This is a genomic window from Pseudomonas syringae CC1557 (assembly GCF_000452705.1).
Classification (GTDB): Bacteria; Pseudomonadota; Gammaproteobacteria; order Pseudomonadales; family Pseudomonadaceae; genus Aquipseudomonas; species Aquipseudomonas syringae_F.
On the sequence record NZ_CP007014.1, the window covers coordinates 3,955,772 to 3,974,544 of the forward strand.

The 18,773-nt window shown below is 58.5% G+C and carries 17 protein-coding genes; all 17 read right to left on the minus strand.

From position 1 onward, the window contains the following. Nucleotides 1-160 precede the first annotated feature (160 nt). The 17 genes from N018_RS17365 to N018_RS17445 all read right to left on the minus strand — a co-directional run bounded on the left by N018_RS17365 (nt 161) and on the right by N018_RS17445 (nt 18,648). Entirely contained in the window at nt 161-2,551 is a 2,391-nt protein-coding gene (locus tag N018_RS17365; protein WP_025390329.1) for an efflux RND transporter permease subunit, read from the minus strand. 33 nt (nt 2,552-2,584) lie between these two features. Beyond that, nucleotides 2,585-3,631: a WD40/YVTN/BNR-like repeat-containing protein gene (locus N018_RS17370; RefSeq protein WP_025390330.1), complete on the minus strand. Its 1,047-nt coding sequence runs from the start codon at nt 3,629-3,631 to the stop codon at nt 2,585-2,587. 240 nt (nt 3,632-3,871) lie between these two features. Continuing rightward, complete coding sequence (locus N018_RS17375; RefSeq protein ID WP_025390331.1) at nt 3,872-5,227, minus strand: DUF1329 domain-containing protein; 1,356 nt, start codon at nt 5,225-5,227, stop codon at nt 3,872-3,874. 557 nt (nt 5,228-5,784) lie between these two features. After that, entirely contained in the window at nt 5,785-6,942 is a 1,158-nt protein-coding gene (locus tag N018_RS17380; RefSeq protein ID WP_024644803.1) for a glutathionylspermidine synthase family protein, read from the minus strand. An 11-nt stretch (nt 6,943-6,953) separates the two neighbouring features. Then, nucleotides 6,954-7,697 carry a DUF1190 domain-containing protein gene (locus N018_RS17385; RefSeq protein ID WP_024644802.1) on the minus strand — a complete coding sequence of 248 codons (744 nt, stop codon included), beginning with the start codon at nt 7,695-7,697 and terminating at the stop codon, nt 6,954-6,956. A 27-nt stretch (nt 7,698-7,724) separates the two neighbouring features. Continuing rightward, nucleotides 7,725-8,150 carry a DUF350 domain-containing protein gene (locus N018_RS17390; protein WP_025390332.1) on the minus strand — a complete coding sequence of 142 codons (426 nt, stop codon included), beginning with the start codon at nt 8,148-8,150 and terminating at the stop codon, nt 7,725-7,727. Nucleotides 8,151-8,163: 13 nt separating this feature from the next. After that, a complete protein-coding gene (locus N018_RS17395; RefSeq protein WP_024644800.1) occupies nt 8,164-8,829 on the minus strand; it encodes a DUF2491 family protein in 666 nt (221 codons plus the stop codon). Beyond that, nucleotides 8,826-9,851 carry an ion channel gene (locus tag N018_RS17400; protein WP_025390333.1) on the minus strand — a complete coding sequence of 342 codons (1,026 nt, stop codon included), beginning with the start codon at nt 9,849-9,851 and terminating at the stop codon, nt 8,826-8,828. The genes N018_RS17395 and N018_RS17400 overlap by 4 nt, the downstream gene beginning before the upstream one ends. 73 nt (nt 9,852-9,924) lie before the next feature. Further along, nucleotides 9,925-10,482 (minus strand): rhomboid family intramembrane serine protease, encoded by a 558-nt coding sequence (locus N018_RS17405; protein ID WP_025390334.1) that lies wholly within the window; start codon nt 10,480-10,482, stop codon nt 9,925-9,927. 30 nt (nt 10,483-10,512) lie between these two features. Next, on the minus strand, nt 10,513-11,220 hold the full coding sequence (locus N018_RS17410) for a PspA/IM30 family protein (protein ID WP_007250275.1): 708 nt from the start codon (nt 11,218-11,220) through the stop codon (nt 10,513-10,515). Between the two features lie 26 nt (nt 11,221-11,246). Continuing rightward, entirely contained in the window at nt 11,247-11,897 is a 651-nt protein-coding gene (locus tag N018_RS17415) for a YjfI family protein (RefSeq protein WP_024644798.1), read from the minus strand. A gap of 222 nt (nt 11,898-12,119) precedes the next feature. Continuing rightward, nucleotides 12,120-14,786, minus strand: coding sequence for an aminopeptidase N (gene pepN / locus N018_RS17420; protein WP_025390335.1), 2,667 nt, complete (start codon nt 14,784-14,786; stop codon nt 12,120-12,122). Between the two features lie 12 nt (nt 14,787-14,798). Next, entirely contained in the window at nt 14,799-15,632 is an 834-nt protein-coding gene (locus N018_RS17425; RefSeq protein WP_024644796.1) for a DUF2797 domain-containing protein, read from the minus strand. Next, nucleotides 15,629-15,889 (minus strand): YeaC family protein, encoded by a 261-nt coding sequence (locus N018_RS17430; protein WP_002554502.1) that lies wholly within the window; start codon nt 15,887-15,889, stop codon nt 15,629-15,631. The genes N018_RS17425 and N018_RS17430 overlap by 4 nt, the downstream gene beginning before the upstream one ends. Before the next feature lie 28 nt (nt 15,890-15,917). Continuing rightward, a complete protein-coding gene (locus N018_RS17435; RefSeq protein ID WP_025390336.1) occupies nt 15,918-16,790 on the minus strand; it encodes a rhomboid family intramembrane serine protease in 873 nt (290 codons plus the stop codon). Beyond that, complete coding sequence (locus N018_RS17440; RefSeq protein WP_025390337.1) at nt 16,787-17,758, minus strand: metallophosphoesterase; 972 nt, start codon at nt 17,756-17,758, stop codon at nt 16,787-16,789. The genes N018_RS17435 and N018_RS17440 overlap by 4 nt, the downstream gene beginning before the upstream one ends. Then, nucleotides 17,758-18,648, minus strand: coding sequence for an NAD(+) kinase (locus N018_RS17445; RefSeq protein WP_003382947.1), 891 nt, complete (start codon nt 18,646-18,648; stop codon nt 17,758-17,760). Before N018_RS17445 ends, N018_RS17440 begins: the two co-directional genes overlap by 1 nt. Nucleotides 18,649-18,773 lie beyond the last annotated feature (125 nt).

Sequence of the window (18,773 nt, forward strand, 5' to 3'; positions counted from 1 at the left end):
ACGCCACAGCGTTCATTGTTATACACAAGTCTTCGTGGGAGTAACCGGGGCGGCGTTCCGCATTATTCGCGAAGAGGCCGGTACAGCCTCCAGAAATAGCAAACGGCATGCCTGCGCGGAGCATTGGCCCGAGCGTTACAGGCCCACACCCGCAACGGGCTCAATGCGAAAACAGTGAATTGCCCACCTTCCCTGCCATCTTCTCCGGCTTGATCAGGAACCGCGCCAGCGCGGGCAGTAGCCAGAGCGCTCCGAACATGTTCCACAGCAGCATGAAGGTCAGCATCAGCCCCATGTCAGCCTGGAATTTGATCGCCGAGAAGATCCAGGTGCACACGCCGATGGCCAGGCACAGGCCGGTGAACAGCACGGCCTTGCCGGTGGATTTCAAGGTTTGGTAATAGGCTTCCTGCAATGGCAAGCCGGCGCGCAGGAAGCTTTCCAGGCGGCTGTAGATGTAGATGCCGTAATCGACACCGATCCCCACCCCCAGTGCCACTACCGGCAAAGTCGCTACCTTGACACCGATGCCCATGAACGCCATCAGCGCGTTACCCAGCACGGAGGTCAATACCAGCGGCAGGACGATGCACAGCGTCGCCGCCCAGGAGCGGAAGGTGATCATGCACATGGCTGCCACGCAGAGGTAGACCAGCACCAGAATGATCAGCTCGGACTGTTTGATGACTTCGTTGGTCGCCGCCTCGATCCCGGCATTACCGGCGGCCAGCAGGAACTGCATGTCAGGCTTGTCGTTCTGTCTGGCGAAGTCCTGCACAGCATGCACCGCGCGGTCCAGGGTTTCAGCCTTGTGGTCGTTGAGGAACACCAGCAGCGGCGCCAGCGAGCAGTCGGTGTTGTACAGCCCGTCGGCACGGGCGATGGAGTTGTTGAGTACGTCTTTGTTGCGCGACAGGCTCTCCCATTTCAGGTTGCCCTCGTTCATTCCCTTGATGACCTGCTTGGAAACAGTCACCAGCGAAATGGCCGATTGCACGCCCTGGGTGTTTTCCATCTTCCACGCCAGCTCGTTGATCGCCGACAGGGTCGGATACGCCGAGCAGCCCTCGGGCGGGGTCTTGACCATGACCACCAACACGTCCGAGCTGGTGGAGTAGTGATTGATAATGAACGCGTTGTCTTTGTTGTAGCGCGAGTCAGGGCGCAGCTCCGGCGCACCTTGATCGAGGTCGCCGATCTTCAGGTGCTGGCTGTACCAGAGCCCGCCGCCGAAGGCCAGCAGCGCCAGCACAATCGACACAGGCGCGACTTTGGCACTGGCAAAGTTCGACAGCAGACGCCAGAAAGGATGCTCGGACACCGCATCCTGCGTGCTGCGGCTGACCGCCCTTTTGCTGATGCCAACGTAGGAAATCGCCACCGGCAGCAGGATCAGGTTGGTGAACACGATCACCGCAACGCCGATGGACGCACCAATGGCCAGCTCGCGAATCACCCCGATGTCGATAATCAGCAAAGTGATGAAGCCGACCGCGTCCGCCAGAATTGCGATCATGCCCGGCAGAAACAACTGGCGGAACGTGCGACGTGCAGCTGTCAGGGCATCCTCGGCCTCGCTGGATTGCAGGGCAATGCCGTTGATTTTCTGCACGCCGTGGGAAATACCGATGGCGAAGATCAGGAACGGCACCAGCATCGAATACGGGTCAATGCCGAACCCCACCACATGCATCAGACCCAGCTGCCAGATCACCGCGATAAGCGTGGTGCTCAGGACTGCAATGGTGCTGCGGATACAGCGTGTGAACCAGATCAGCAGCACCAGCGTAATCAGGAAAGCAATACCGAAGAACATCACCACCATGAACAGGCCGTCGATCAGGTCGCCGACCTTCTTGGCGAAACCGACAATGTGAATCCTGATATCCGGGTTCTGCGCCTGGTATTTGTCACGAATCTTTTCTTCAAGCTGATGTGAAAACTGCTGGTAGTCCAGCGCCAGTAATCTGCCCTGATCCGCGGGGTCCGGGTAGGCCTCCTGCAGCGGAACCTCAATGATGCTCGATTTGAAATCGTTGGCGATCAGCCGCCCGACCTGCCCGGACTTGAGCACGTTGTTGCGCAGTTGATCGAGACTGGCTTCCGAGCCGTCGTAACTCTGCGGAATGACTTCGCCCCCCGCGAAGCCCTCCTCGGTTACTTCGGTCCAGCGCACGCTGGGGCTCCACAATGATTTGAGCCCGGAACGGTCCACGCCGGGAATATAAAACACTTCATCACTGATCTGACGCAGGGTCTCCATGTACCCTTTGGAGAAAATGTCACCGTCCACCGCCTCGACGGAGATGCGCACGGTGTTACCCAGGTTCGCCAGCTCATATCGATGCGTCATCATGTTCTGAACGAACGGATGCGACAGCGGAATCATTTTCTCGAAACTGGTGGAAGGCCGGACCTGCAGGGCTTGCCAGAACAGAAGGACGCTCGTCAGCAGGCAAAGAATGATCACCGCCGGACGATGATTGAAAATCAGGCGTTCGAGGAAGGTTGCCTTTTCATCTGAATCCGCTGCGTGTTGAAGATTGCTCATGCCTGAATGTCCCTGCCCAGAAAGGTCTTGTTATTATTGGGTCGTTTCGGCGCCCGTCGGCGAGGTCACGCGCACGCCACCTTGCCCTACCAGAATCAGGTTGCCCTGCTGATTGGCAGTAACGCCTGCCAACGAGATGCGGTCGGAACGATTGAACACCTCGAAGGTTTCACCGTCATCGGTGCTGCGCATCACGCTGCCGCCATTGCCCACCAGCACCAGCGAGCCATCGGCCATGAGCGTAGCGCTGGCCAGACCGAATTCCACCGGCCCGCGTGCACCTTTGAGCTCTATCGGCTGCCAGCTGTCGCCAAAGTCGCTGGAACGAAACAGGTTGCCGCGCAAACCATAGGCCAGCAGTGTCGAAGGCTGCGCCGTAGCCGTCACGCCAAACAGCGAGCCCTGATAAGGGCCATCAAGCTTCTCCCAGGTTTGCCCATCATCGCTGGAGCGAAACATGCTGCCCGCTTCACCGACGATGAACAGGCCTGCGTCCTTTACCTGCGCAATGCCGTTGAGGTGGTATTGGTCCTCGTTGTCCAACAGCTCGCTGACATCCTGCCAATGCTGACCACCATCGTGAGTGCTCAGCAACGCACCATAGGCCCCTATGGCAAAGCCGTTGGCGAGGTCCTTGAACCAGACATCCAGCAGAGGTGCTTCGCGCTTCAGGTCTTCGAACTGCTTGCTCCAGCTCTTGCCGCCATCGCTGCTGGCCAGAATCTGTGCATCGTGGCCCACTGCCCAACCGTGTTGCTCGTCAATGAAAAACACAGCGGTCAATAATTGCCGGGTCGGCACACGCGCCTGAATCCAGGTCTTGCCCTGATCGTCGGAATAGAGAATGTGTCCGTGATCGCCCACCACCACCAGCCGGGCACCCGCATGAGCGACATCCAGAAGCAGACCGCGAGCGGCCTTTGCCGATGCGATGGCGTAACCGGACGTATCGGCGACGCCCACCGATGCAGGTGCCGAGTCAGCCGCCATCGCCACCCCGGCAGCGAACGGGCAGCCCATCAGAATCGTCAGGGACAGGCCCGCGCATAACCGGGTGCGCCACTGGAAAGGCTCACGCATGAAGTTCTCCCTTTTATTGTTATCGGGTGCTGACTCAACCCCTCTGTATCGACCAGAACGCCCGCAAGCCCTTTGACCCTGCCTTTCTGGAAGCACGGCCATCCTAGGCAGCTTTGCAAATGCCTGACAATCGACATGTTGTTATCTTTTGTTAAGCACGCGGGCGTGATTGATGAGTCATCAATGGGCCTGATACGAAAACTGCACCGGCAGATCCTCCAGCCTGTCGATGACAGCGTTTCAGCGCATGCTTTGACGGCGCAAGGCAGACGGTTCAAACGCGTTGGCACCGGGTACAGGCTGACCGAAATCACGGGTGTGCGGCTCCTGATTGTCCAGGTTCTGAACGTGATAGCGGCGGCCCTGCAAGTCGTGGAAGACATCCAGCGCCGACCAGATGGCCGGCAGTTCGTAGAAGTTTTTCAGGTAGGCCATGGAGACCCGCCACAACTGGCCGCGCCCGTCATATTGATCGACGATTGCCGCCTGCCAGCTGTCCTCGTCCAGATACAGCGTACGCCGCGAGTACACATGCCGCGAAGAAAGCTTGAGCGTACCTTCGACCACCCAGACCCGGTGCAGCTCATGCCGGGTATAGACCGGATTGAGGTGGCCCACCTGCAGCAATTGCCGATAACTGATATCGGGGCTGGAAATCCGGTAGTTATTGTAGGGAATATAAATCTCGCGTTTGCCCAGCAACTTCCAGTCGTAGCGATCCGGCGCGCCATTGAACATGTCAGTGTCATCTGCCGTCCGCACGCCATCGGAAGCGGGCACCGGCAGGTCATAAGCCAGGCTCGGCGCACGGCGAACGCGACGTTGTCCGGCGCTATAAGCCCAAGCCAGACGCGGCTCCTGCACCTGATCCAGCGTTTCATGTACCAGCACGGCAGAACCGGACAATTGCGCCGGGTGGTGGGAGAACGACAAGTAATAGAACAGCACATTGTCCAGACTGGCAAAACTTCCGCGGGGATCATAAAAGCGAAACAGCACTTCTTGCTGAGCAGTGACCAGGCTGAAACTTCCGCTACGTTGCACGACCGCCTCGGACGCGCGTCTTACCACGTAATGCCCACGATACCGGGCAATGTGATTCCATAAGGCCTGAATACCTTTTTCCGGAACAGGAAACGGGATGCCGCCATAGGCGTCGACAAATCCGTTACCGCCACTGATCAACCGTGCTGTTCCGGCATTTCGCCGGGTGTTGTCATAGACCCACTGCGGCGCTGATCCGGAGCGACGAGTCGGGTAGACCGGCATCTGGTAGGTGGCGGGATAGGTTTCAAACATCGCCACTTGCCCCGGCGTCAAATGGTCCCGGTACTGATCCAGATTGGCGCGGGTGATGGTGAACAAGGGCTTGTCGCTGGCATAAGGATCGACATGGCGGCTACCGGAGCCTTTATATCCCTGTGGGGGCTCGGTGATTCCGCCGTTCCAGGCCGGTATGGTTCCGGAGACGTTACCCGCCCTCTCACCCCCCATAGGAGTCAATTGACCTTCAGGCAGCGTAATATTCGCTCCCTGGCTGGTGTTGATCGCGAGCATTAACGAAAACGTGACCCCCATCAGTTGTTTCATGAGCATGTTGCTCTCCTTGCATGCCTGGCCCGGAACGACGGTCTGACGTCCCGGCCAATAGTGTTCTCGTTGTAAACGACGTTTTTATTATCGAGACAATGCGCAGTGCGATTGTCAGTCTGTTGTAACGCCTGAATAAAATATTCAGCACGCACGTATACCCCTAATGTTTGATCGCAGGCGCAAACTGTAAGACAGTGAAATCCAGACGTGTAGGAAACTATCCCGTATGGATCATCACATTAAAATGGCGTAAGCACAGGCCGAACCAAAGCGTCACGTATATTCCCGACACCGCCTACAGCGGCGATCAGAGTGCAACGCGGATGCCAATTCAAAGAAACAAACAGATTAAAGCAGTTATCAAGCACACTCTTTAGCACCCGTCACGACAAACGGTTATTCAAACTGTTTTACCCATAATACCGACCCCCGAACCTGCTCGATTGTCAGACACGACTTCAATAATAAACATATAAATATTGAAATCAAAACTGACAGTAACAGCAGAAGTGTTACTGGCGAACTGCAAGTAACACCCTATAGGCAGGACGTGGGATGGCTCAGTCGATGACGACGTGCGGCAGGAACCGGCTGGTGTCTTTGGTGATCAGACTGTCGTCTTCGCGGATGCCGATTCCGCAGGCCAGGTCGCCGATGACCCAGGAGCCTATCAGCGTGTAGCTGTCACCGAATTTCGGGAGCGGCGAATACGCCTGAAGAATATACGGCGCATCGGTGTAAGGCCCGTCGACGGCAATGACCTGGTCGCCGGGCGTGCGCATCTCGATGTTGGCGCCCTCGCGGGAAAAGTACGGTTTGCGCACCCAGCCTTTGGGCACGGGTCTGGTAACGTTCCGATCGATGTGCGAAGGCAGCAGGTTCGGATGCCCTTCGTTGAACTGCCACAACAACGGCAATATGCCTTTATTGCTGAGAATAGCCTTCCAGGCAGGCTCGACGAACTGGGTGCCACTGGCGGGCACATGCTTGCCGAATTCCTCGTGAAAGATGTGCTCCCACGCATGCAGCTTGAACAGGCGTTCGATCCAGTGACCTTGCAGGTCGACAAAGCGCCCTTCCGCATCGAGCCCGATGTCTTCGATGTCGATATGCCTGGCATCGATGCCCACATGAGCAGCCATGCGCCGCAGGAAGTCGGTTGTGCCACGGTCCTCGACGGAACCGGACATGGCCGAAAAATAGAACGGGCTCTGCCCTGGAAACTCGGCAAACGCCCGAACCAGATCCTCGGCGATCGAATTGAACTGGGTGGCATGCGCAGGCAAAACCCCGCGCGCCATCTGCTCTTCGAGCCAGAGCAGCTGAAACGCCCCGGCTTCCATCAGGCTGGTCGGTGTGTCGGCATTGATCTCGTACATCTTTGCCGGACCCGTACCGTCATAGGCAAAATCAAAGCGGGCGTAAAGATGCGGATGCCCTTGCTTCCACGACGTCTGAATCACATCGAAAAACGCTTCCGGAATCGCCAGTTGGTGCAGTAACTCTTCGCTGTCCACCACCCGCGCCACGGCATCCATACACATCTGGTGCAGCGCCTGGGTCGGCGCTTCAAGGTCGCGGGTAATCTGCTGTTCGGTGAACAGGTAATACCCGCGCTCATCCCAGTAGCGCTCGCCGTCGATCGTGTGGAAGTTGAAACCCTCACGCTCGGCAGTTGCGCGCCAGTCCGGACGTTCTTCGCTGCTGATCTTCTTCATGGACCGCTCCGTCAGCCTCCGAAACTGCTACTGCCGCTACTCTTGCCGCCCCAGCCGCTGCGTGCTGCAGCCTGACTGCCAAAACCGCCACGCGAAATGGTCGATGACACTGATGACGAGCCAGAACCCGCGCTCCCCAGATTGCGCCCCAGCGTGCTCTTGCCATAACTGCGGTCCGGGCTGGATTGCGCCTGGGTCGAACGGCCGAACGTCTTGCCGCGGTCGATCTGGCTAGGCAACGACGAGCTGTAATAACCGCCGCGATCATCGCGCGTCTGGTAAATGGGCTGCGAGTAATAACGATTGTTGCCGAAACCGTTGCTGAGCAGATTGCCGATCAGCAGGCCGGCCATCAGCCCGGTGGTGCCGCTCATGCCTGACGGAGCAGACTGGGCAACCTCCTGATTGGCCCTGTCCAGCGCATCTTTGGGCACACGACCGGAGAAGCCCAGCTCGAAGCCACCAAGCTTCGGCATGTACTTGCCGTCAGACGTGACCTGGCAATAATCCGGCACGAAGTCGGCGTCACAGGACGCCTTGTCATCGTAGGTCGGCGCTATGCGGCGATGGTCCGAAAGCGCCTGCATGTAGGCATCCGAACAGACATTCACCGGCACCTTCGCATCGACGCATTCCTGAACCGAGCTGAAGTTGGCCTTGGCGTTGAACGTGTCCTTGTCTTCAGACGGACCACATGCGGCGAGGGCCAGGGGAAGTGTGCTGGCGAGCACCAGTTTTACTGAACTGCGTCTCATCGTGAGTCTCCTTGTTCAAGGCTGCCGTCAGACCGATGGGGTCATGCAGGCTGCGTTGAGAAGACCGACGCTGATGGCGACGCTGGCCGAGTAGATGGCTGCTGCCAGCTCGCCTTTGGCGATGCGCGCAGAAAGGCCCTTGAGCACCAGACTGGTGACGCCGAACGTCAGCAACTGGACCACAGCAGCAATCACCACCCAGACAATCACGTCCAGAATGCTGATGCTGTAACTGATGATGTTGCTGGCCGGCAATGCAAAGCCGATCAGCGAGCCACCCAGAGCCACTGCCGCCGCGCTGTTGTTCTCGCGGATCAGCGCAAACTCCTTGTGCGGCGTGATCCTGCTGTAGATGAACTGGAACAGGGCGAACAGAATCGCCGCCACCAGGATGTACATAACGAAGCCGAACACAGCAGTGGCATTGAGCGACATACGCAGCGCGTCGATCATGATGATTTCCTTGTCAAAGAACGTTGATATCAGTGGATTGCAGCGTTATGCCAACCGCCGTGGTGAGCGTGATGCTGCCCTCTTCGTCTTCTTCTACCGAAAAAAGCAGAAACTCACGGCGGTTTATCAGGCCTGTGTCGCGGGCGTACAACATGCTCAGGTGTTTGACCCGATAAGCAGCATCGGGGCTGACAATGTCTTCATCCAGTGGCGTCAGTTCGGTCTGCCCCGGCGCAGTGCCCCACTGCCGTTCGAATACCTCGCCATCGTGTTCGTAGGTCGGCAGGCCGATCTTCGACGACGGGCCGGTCAGGCGCAGCAACTCGTCCTTGCTGGTGATCGGCACGGCGCTGTAATAGCCGAACAGGATGATGTCCTGGACGTCTTCCGGATTCGGGCCATTGCTGACCACTTGCAGGAAATAGTCTTCGTTATCGAGATAGAAACGGTGAAGGGTCATCGACTGACCAAGATCGACACGTCCCACCGCCCAGACTTTTTCATCTGCCGGGATGACCACTTCCGAATGGCCGTCGAGCAACAGTTTCAATGAACTGTCCAGGCACAGCATGCGGCCCGATGCCAGCCCTAACGGACTGGCTGTGCCTTGCGTATTTTCGCCATCACGACCTGATGCCTTGGGTGCTTCCAGACCCATGGCACGTTTGAACCAACTCATAGTGCATTTCCTTGAAGACGACTGGAGGCGATGTAGAAAATTTCCCCGCCCAGAATAGCCACATCGTTCGCGGGATTGATGTCGAACTGTTTCATGGCTGACGACCGATAGCCGATCAGCGTGGCGTTGAAGTCCTGACGTAGGCGAACATACAGCTCGCCACAGGAGCACGCAAAGTCGGCAGGCAGTACGTGGCGGTATTGCGTGGCACCCACGCCCACACACAGCAGCTCGGTGATGACCGTACTTGAGCCGGGATCCTGAGCGGAGCGCACCAACATTTCAATCGCCATGTTCGAGGTGCATTCAAGCTCGGGCGCGTAGGTTCTGGCCAGTGCAGCCCGCTCGGAGTTGTTGAAGTGAGCGACCACGTGCCCTGTCGGCCCGAGGCTTTTCAGCGTCAGCACGATGGCGAGTGTCAAACTGTCGGACTGGGTATGCACCAGAATGCGCTGCGCACCCGCGACTCCGGCGCGGCTCAGTACTGTGGGTGAGTCAAGCGAGTCACCCTTGATAAACGATGCTCTGCCCGGTAGCGGATTTTCGGTAATGATCGAATCACAGATCACCAGCCCGGCGCGGCTAGTGGAGGTGTCCTGATGAAGTAATTCGACGATGCGCTCGCTGGCCTCGCCATCCCAGCCGATTAACACCGTATGGCCTGTGAGTGCCGAGCAGTCGCCCTGTCCTTTCATGTTCCGTCTCCAGATATCACCGACCGACGTCGACGCCTTGCCAATGACCGTTGTCAGCAAGGCAATACCGCCTAGCATGATCCACAGGGTGGTGACCAGCTTGCCACAGCCAGACTTGGGCGATAGATCGCCGTAGCCAACGGTGGTCGCGGTCGTGAGGTAAAAATAGGTGAAATCAGCGCCTTGCAGCAGATGCTCTTCGCCAGCCACCGTCAGTAACAGCCAGGAAACGGTGTAGTGCACCAGTAACAGCATGCCGATACCGGCCCAGCCGAAACGCTCGAAAAACACCGAGGTGTTACGCCGAAGTAACAGGAACAGGGTCATCCTTTCAAATCCTTGAGTCAGGGTCCACTTCCATACGGGTCGACTGCTGTCCATCTATAGCAGCCGCTGCGCATCAGGCCTTTTCCGCCAGCAATGCCCTGGAGTGCATCAGCCACGCCACACACATACCGGCAATCGCCCCGGCGATGTGTGATTCAAACGAAACACCGGGCACCGGCACGAAGCCAAAAATCAATCCGCTGTAACCGGCCAGCACGATCAGCGCCAACAGCAGGCTGGCGATGCTGCGCTGATACCACGCCCGCGCCAGCAGATAAGCCCACAAGCCGAAGATCAGGCCGCTTGCGCCGACATGAATACTGCTGCGGCCGAAGGCCCAGACCAGCAACCCGCCCAACAGGCAAATAAGCCCGGCGACCCACGCATAACGCCTGACACCCTCAGTAGCCACCAGCCAGCTCAGCACAATGAACGGCAACAGATTGCTGAGCAAGTGCTGAATCGAACCGTGCAGAAAAGGCGCAAAAACAATGCCGCGCAACCCGGTCAGGTTGCGCGGAATAATACCGAAATGAACCAGACCATTGCCGGTGATCGAGTTGATTGCCTGCACCACAATCAACACTGCCGACAAGGCGAGGATGACCTTGAGTCGTTTTGAAAACTCCATTGCCAACCCTCGCCAGGCTTATCGCGCTGCTTACTGGGCGGGCGTCTGATTCTTGGCTTTCAAACGTGCCAGCACGTCTTCCGCGCCGCCGCTTTTGGCACCGATTCCGGCGTCTTGCAGACGACGCTCAAGGTCGCTGCCGCTGGACTGGCTGGCCAGTTCTTCAGCCGCTTCCAGCTTGGCATCCTGTTCGTCCTGGCGCTGCTTGAGGCGTGCCAGCGAACCGACTGCGGTTTCCACCGCACCGCTGGCGCCACCGGTAGCAGTGGCGGTCGCGACCCGCGCCCGTTGCACAGTCTCGCGGGCCTTGGCCATCTCGACCTGCTGCTTGAGGCTCTTGATGCGTGACTCAGCCTTGATCACTTGCTCCTGCAGCAGACCGACCTGCTTGTTGAACTGATCGGCCAGTTCCTGCTCCTGATCACGCAGAGCTTCGATCTCGGCAATCTTGTTTGCACATTCGACAGCCAGGGCTTCTTCACCCTTGTTCAGGGCCTGCATGGCGCGGCCTTCCCAGTTGGCAATGCTGGTGGCATGTTCTTCGAGACGCTGTGCCGATAGTTTGTGCTTGGCCTTGATGGTGATCAGCCCGTCACGCGCTTTGACCAGAGCGTTTTCGGCGTCGCGGATTTCCTGGTCCAGGATGCGGATGGCATTGGCGTCAGCGATCGACTCGCCCACTTCGGAAGCGCCACCACGAACGGCAGTCACCAGTTTTTTCCAGATACTCGTAGTCATGAATGTTCTCCGCCTGACAGCGCTGTTCAGTAGATGAAATGATCTTCAAAAGCGTCGGCCGCACGCATCACGTTATCCGCGAGGGTGAGGATTTCCTGCACGATCACGGTGAGCGACGAGGCTGCGCTCAGTGCGCCGAACAGGCAGTAGACTTCCTGATCGCCACCCAGCTTTTCAATGCCGATCGAGGACAATGGGAACAGGTCACGGCTGCGCAGCACCACATCGTTGAAGGCCTGCACGTTCTTGACCTTGTTCACTTCAATCAGGGTCGCGTCGGCCAGGATCTGCTCGCCTTCCACCGCGATGTAGATCGGCAGGTCGCCGTAATCGGCCATGCTCAGCTTGATGCCTGATGCATCGCCTTCGGTCACGTCGAGCTCGATTTTCCCGTTCGTCACCAACTCCAGCTCTGACAAAGCCTTCTGCAGTGAGCTGATGGTCCAGTGGGTGTTCTCGGTCATGAAATCCTCCAATTTGATCCTCTCGCCCAGAAAGGGCTGTCTTAACGCTTTTTCGATACCACGCAGGGCATCGACATTCTCGGGCCGGATCCAGAATTCCCGCTTGACCAGACCGGCGTCCTTGAGTCGCAGACGCATTTCACGCATGTAATCGGTGGAGCTTTTAGTCGTCTTGGCCGGGACTGCTGCGTCACCCTGTTTTTTACGAGGCATCAGCGCTTCCCTCCTGCTGCTGGCCGTGAATCAGATGAGCAACGTAGCAGATGCACTCAAGGATAGATACACATCACATGTGAGATTTTTTGCGCGAGTGGATATCGTCATCTCGCCTCTGCCGAATAGAAAGCATCATTGCGTGGAACAGACAAAAAAGGCGCTGTCCGCATCAGCGGACAGCGCCTTTCTCACAAGTACCTGTCAGGCACTCGGCAAGCCTTATTCAGCCAGGCTTTTGCTCACCACTTCGTACACATCCGCAGACAGTTTGCCGGAAGCAAGGATGCGTTCCAGCTCGGCTTTCATCAACGCCTGACGGGCGCTGTCGTATTTGCGCCAGCGGGTCAGTGGCGCCAGTTGGCGGGAGGCGATTTGCGGGTTCAGGGCGTTCAGCTCAATCACCAGATCCGCCAGGAAGCGGTAGCCGGAGCCGTCCGCCGCGTGGAAGTTGATCAGGTTTTGCCCGGCAAAGGCACCGATCAGGGCGCGGACCTTGTTCGGGTTCTTGATACTGAATGCAGGATGCTTCATCAATTCCTGCACGCGTTGCAAGCCGCCCGGCTGGGTGCTGGCCGCCTGAACACTGAACCACTGATCCATCACAAGCGCGTTGCTCTTGAAGTTCTCGGCAAACACCGCCAGCGCCTTGTCGCGCTCTTCGGTGAATGGCGAATTGACCAGCACGGCCAGTGCGGTCAGGCGTTCGGTCATGTTGTCGCTGGTGTCGAACTGGTCGATGGTTGCCGCCAGCACTTGCGGCTTGCCGCTGAGCATCAGGTACGACAAGGCGATGTTCTGCAAGGCACGACGGGCAAAGTGCGCAGACTCGGCGACATAAGGCGTGGCCTTGGACACCTCGCGATTGGCCTGATAACGGGCCAGCAGGCTGTCGAACAGCGCATCAGCCAGTTGTTTGCGCGCGAACTCACGGGCCGCGTGAATGGCATCGACATCCGCCACTTCGCTGATCTCGGCCAGATAAGCCTCGCCCGGCAGCGAGAGCATTTCTGCGACCATGGCCTGATCCAGTTGCTCATCCGCCAACACAGTGCCCAGTGCAGTGATCAGACGCTGATCCATGACCAGTGGCTGACCTTGCTGATGCTGACCGATCATTTCCTGCAACACCTGAACCGACAACTGCTGACCGGCATCCCAACGATTGAAACCATCGCTGTCGTGCTGCATCAGGAACATCAGTTGATCGCGGTCGTACGGGAAGCTCAGTCTGACCGGTGCAGAGAAGCCACGCAGCAACGAAGGCAAAGGTTTTTCAGCGATATCGACAAAGGTGAACGTCTGCTCGGCGTCGGTCACCGCCAGCACCCGCGTGGTGCCGCTTGCGGAGGCTTCGTTTGCCAGACGCAGGGCAATCTCGCCGCCTTTGCTGTCGAGCAGGCCCAGCTCGACCGGGATCACGAACGGCTGCTTCTGCTCACCAGGCTGCCCGGGTGTGCTCGGGCAGCTCTGGCGGAAGGTCAGGCTGTAGGTTTTCGCAGCCGCGTCATACGACTCGCTGACTGCCAGACGCGGCGTACCCGCCTGGCTGTACCAGCGCTTGAATTGGGTCAGGTCAACGCCGTTGGCGTCTTCCATGGCCTTGATGAAATCGTCGCAGGTGACGGCCTGGCCGTCGTGGCGCTCGAAATACAGATCGCTGCCTTTACGGAAGCCTTGGGCACCCAGCAGCGTGTGGAGCATGCCGACCACTTCCGAACCCTTCTCGTAGACGGTCAGGGTGTAGAAGTTGGAGATTTCGATAAAGCTGTCCGGGCGCACGGCGTGGGCCATCGGGCCGGCATCTTCGGCGAACTGGTGGGTACGCAGGTAAGCAACATCCTGAATGCGCTTGACCGTGGCCGAGTTCATGTCGGCCGAGAAACCGGCATCGCGATAAACCGTGAAGCCTTCCTTGAGCGATAGCTGGAACCAGTCACGGCAGGTCACGCGGTTGCCCGACCAGTTATGGAAGTATTCGTGGGCGACGATCGCCTCGACACGCTGGTGCGCGGCATCGGTGGCGGTTTCGGCACGGGCCAGCACGGCGCTGGAGTTGAAGATGTTGAGGCCCTTGTTCTCCATTGCACCCATGTTGAAATCGTTGACCGCGACGATCATGAAGATGTCCAGGTCGTACTCGCGGCCGTAGGTTTCTTCGTCCCAGCGCATCGACTTTTTCAGACTGGTCATGGCGTGCTGGCACTTGTCGACGTTTTCTGGCTCGACGTAAATGCGCAGGGTCACTTCCCGCTGGTTCATGGTGGTGAAGGTGTCTTCGATGCACCACAAATCACCGGCCACCAGCGCGAACAGGTAGGCCGGTTTCATGAACGGGTCTTCCCAGGTCGCCCAGTGCCGACCGCCCTCTTCTTCGCCGCTGGCCACGGGATTGCCGTTGGACAGCAGAATCGGGAAGCTTTGCTTGTCGGCGCTGAGCGTGGTGGTGAACTTGCTCATCACGTCGGGGCGATCAAGGTAATAGGTGATCTTGCGAAAGCCCTCGGCCTCGCACTGGGTGCAGAACATGCCGCTGGACTTGTACAGGCCTTCCAGTGCGGTATTGGTTTCAGGATGAATGCGCACGGTGCTGTCGACCGTGAAGCTTTCAGCCTGTGGATGCAGGGTCAGGTGATCTTCTGTCAGTTGGTAATCCGCAGCGCTCAGCTCGATGTCGCTCAGTTTTACCGAGACCAGTTCCAGATGCTGGCCGTCCAGCACCAGCGGCGGCAGGCCTGCACCCCGCTCCGGGTTGCGGCGCATCACCAGTTGCGCGTGGACCAGCGAGTGATCGTCGAACAGCTCGAAGGTCAGGTTCGTCTCATCGATGAGGTACTCGGGAGCCTGATAATCCTTCAGATAAATCATTTTCGGTTGTTCGGTGCGCATGCTGGAATCCTTTTACTGATGCACGGCCAGTTGATAGGCCGTGTACTTGCGAATATTGATCACGCCAGTGTCGAAAATCAGGTATTGGCCCTTGATCCCCAGCAGCGTGCCCTCGGCAATCGGGTTCTTGTCCAGGTTGAAGCTGACAATCTTGGTCGGGTACGCCTCGACCGGGTAACGAAACTCGACAGGCTCGGCCTCATGTAGCAATTGGATGGCCTGCAGACCGAATCGTTCTTGCAATCCGAGCAGCCCCGCACCGCAACTGTCGAACAGCTCCTGACGAATGGCCTTGAGATCGACGGGCTGCGCGTCACCCTTGAGCAACGCACGCCAATTGGTGCGGTCAGCGACCTGACTGCGCAGCAAGTCTTCGACAAAACCCGACTGCTGGCGGGTCGCCACGCGAATGATCGGCAGTGCCTGACTGGCACCCTGGTCCAGCCAGCGGGTCGGTAATTGAGTGGCACGGGTGATACCGACTTTCACGCCTGACGAGTTGGCCAGATAGACAATGTGATCGGTCATGCAGAATTGCTCGCCCCACGCCGGATCACGGCAAGTACCCTGATCGTGGTGGCATCGTTCCGGGCTCATGATGCACAGATCGCACTGCGCCAGCTTGAGCATGCACGGGTAGCAATAGCCCTGGCTGTAGCTGGACTTGGTCTTGCGCCCGCAATGGCTGCAATGAATAGCGCCGAGAAACTCCAGACGCAGCGTCTTGCCAATCAGCGGGTTGACCGCGATTTCGGTGTCGCCCAGGCGAAACGCGTATTGCACGAACGACGCGTCATCCTGACGCGCCAACATTTTGTTGACTGCTCCGCGACCAAGTTCGATCAATGAATAGCATCCGATTTGAACAGGATATTAGGCACCGGCGCAGACTTGGAGGCACATTCCTGAGGCCCCATGTAGCCGGTGCGCTGGTCTTCCGGCAGGTTCTGCACTTCCCAGGCGATCAGTGCCTGCAACGACAGCTCACGCTGCTCCTGAGTCAGCTTGCGACCATCGGACCATTTGCCGATTTCCACAGCCAGCTTCAGGCTTTCGTAGATGTCCGGGGTGATGTTTTCGATCATTTCTATAAAAGACGACATGGCGCACTCCAGAAAATAGCGGGGAATTCTAGGCTCTACGGCGCGCAAGCGCACCACCCAGCAAGCCGGTGATACAACCGATGACCAGCCCGCCGACATGCGCGCCGTTGGCGATTTCGCCGAAGCCCAGCATGCTGACCAGACCGGACAGGCACAGCGCCAGCCAGATCAGCATCATGATCAGCACGCCACGCGGCAGACGGTAAACCGGGTTGGGCGCCAGCATCTGGAAGATCCAGCAATGGCCGAGCAACCCGTACAGTACGCCAGACAGTCCGCCGAACAGGCTGGGGCCGCTGAACAGGTATTGCACGTAGTTGGAAACCGCCGAAAACAGCAGTGTGAGCAACAGCAACGTCAGGCTGCCCTGGCGGATTTCGATACGTCGGCCCAGCTCCCAGAACCACATGCCGTTCATGGCCAGGTGCAAAATGCCGAAATGTATGAGCATCGGCGAAATGATGCGCCACCATTGCCCGGACGCAAGAGTTTCAGACAACGGCAGAAACGTCGCGTACTCGCCATTGATCCGGAAATCCTGAAAGGTCAGCCAGCGAATGGCTTCCAGGTTGTCACCCAGCAGCGTCAGGCCCGCCACAAGCAAGGTGACCAGCAGCACCAGCGCCGTCACCGGGCTGCTGCGCAATTGCTCGATCAGGCCCGGTGGTGTGTACTTTGGCGCCTGACTCGCATCCGCCAGTTGAACGTTCTCGTCACCGTCCGGAAAGCGCGCATACAGCTCACGTACATCATCGGCCAGACGCCCGGTATCAGGCACCCACAGCACCTGCTCACCGACTTCCTCGCTGACCCGGTGAGGGATCTGCAAGCGCTGCAACAGGCGGACAAACCCGCTCAGGTCGGTGGTCAGCGGCAAACGCAGAACGGCAACGGGACTCATTGTGAAACCTCTGGACGCTGAACATCGACCCAGACGAATTTATCCGGATCGACCTGTGTTTCCTGATCCAGCCGATAGGCGACCAGTTTGCCGTAGAGCACGGCACTGTAATCCAGGCAGGCCAGATTCGGGCGGATGGGTGCCGGCAGGCCACTGCGCCAGTAATGACCGACAAACAGCAGCGGCTCGTTGATTCCATAGCGCAGCAGTGCATTCTTTTCGGACGTGGACAACGGCGTCTTGGCCACGCCCTCGGGCAATGCGTCGGGCTGGAACACCACGTCACCATAGGTCTGCGGGTCATCTTCCCAAAACTTGGTGCGGAAGAACTCGCGCGTCAGGCCGTCGCCGCCGGTCAGCGTCAGACCGTGCGGCAAGCGCATGTCGGTGCCGCGCAGCAGACGGTTGAACACATTGCTGGCGAAACTGCCGGGCGTTGCCGAGGCCTGAACAAAGGCTTTGTCGATGCAGCCATTGCTGTAAAGGCTACGCAATGGGTCAATCAGGGTTGCATCCCAGCAGGCATGCACCACCCGGAAACGCCCGGCATCCATGTACAACGGCAATTCATAGAACCAGTTGACGAACTCGCGCCACTCATCCGGGTAACGTTCGAACTGCGCCAGCGTCTCGCCAATCAACCGGGCATGGCGCGGCGTGTGTTCGCGCACGAACTCATGGCCGCTTTCAGGCAAGGCCGGGGTGACCCAACCCAGCGCATTGAACTCATGGTTACCCATCAGGCACAGGGCCTGGCCGGCCTGGACCATATCTCGGACAATATGCAGCGACTCGCGGATAAACGGGCCACGGTCGATGATGTCACCGAGAAAAATCGCGACGCGCTCAGGGTGGCGCCACACGCCAGCCTGCAAACGGTAACCGAGAAGCTCCAGCAAGTGCTCGAGGGTATGGGCACACCCGTGCACGTCACCGATCAGATCGTAGCCACGCGCCGGATCGAGCATTAATCGCCACCGCCGCCGAGCCTGCTGCCCCAGCCGAGCTTGGTGCGGCAGACTTCGTAATAGTTGTGATCCAGCGGATGAATCAGGCGCAGTTTCTGCGGCTTCTTGCTGACCGTTATGGTGTCGCCCGGTGCGCAGGTAAAGTGATTCTGCCCGTCACAGGACACCTGCGGGTAAATGGTCATGTCCTTGGACACGACGATTTTCAGTTCACTGTTGCCGTCCACCACAATGGGCCGACCGGACAGCGTATGCGGGTACATCGGCACGATGACGATAGCGTCGAGCTTGGGGTGCATGATCGGCCCGCCCGCCGACAGCGCATAGGCCGTCGAGCCGGTCGGCGTGGCCACGATCAGACCGTCGGCCTTCTGGCTGCACACGAACTGGCCGTCGATATAGATTTCGAACTCGATCATCCGCGTCGACTTGCCGGGGTGCAGCACCACGTCATTGAGCGCATCGCCCTGGCCAATGGCCTCACCATGACGGCGTACTTCGGCTTGCAGCAGAAAGCGGTTCTCGACCAGATAATGCCCGTCGAGCACTTCAGCGCACTTGACCTCCAGTTCATCGGGACGAATGTCGGTCAGAAACCCCAGGCTGCCCCGGTTGATGCCCAGCACCGGTACATTATGGCGGGCCAGCGCCCGCGCCGCGCCCAGCAGGCTGCCGTCGCCGCCGACCACGATCACCATGTCACAGACTTCACCGAGCATCTTGCGCGACGAGGTCTGCAAGCCGTGACCCGGCAGCACTTCGGCAATTGTCTCTTCGAGAATGACGTGCAGATGCCGATCCAGCAGGAACCTCTTGAGTCGGCGAACGGTGTCGAGCACCTGTACACTGCCCAGGCGGCCGATGATGCCGATATTGCGAAATTGCTCCATGGGGCTCCTGCTGCGGTTCGAGACGACTTAAAAGGCGATTATGGGCGAAACGGCCCGCCAGCAGCAAACCGGCAAGCCACGTTCAAGCGAAAGGCGCTTACGACCAGGCTTTTCAATGAGCCGAT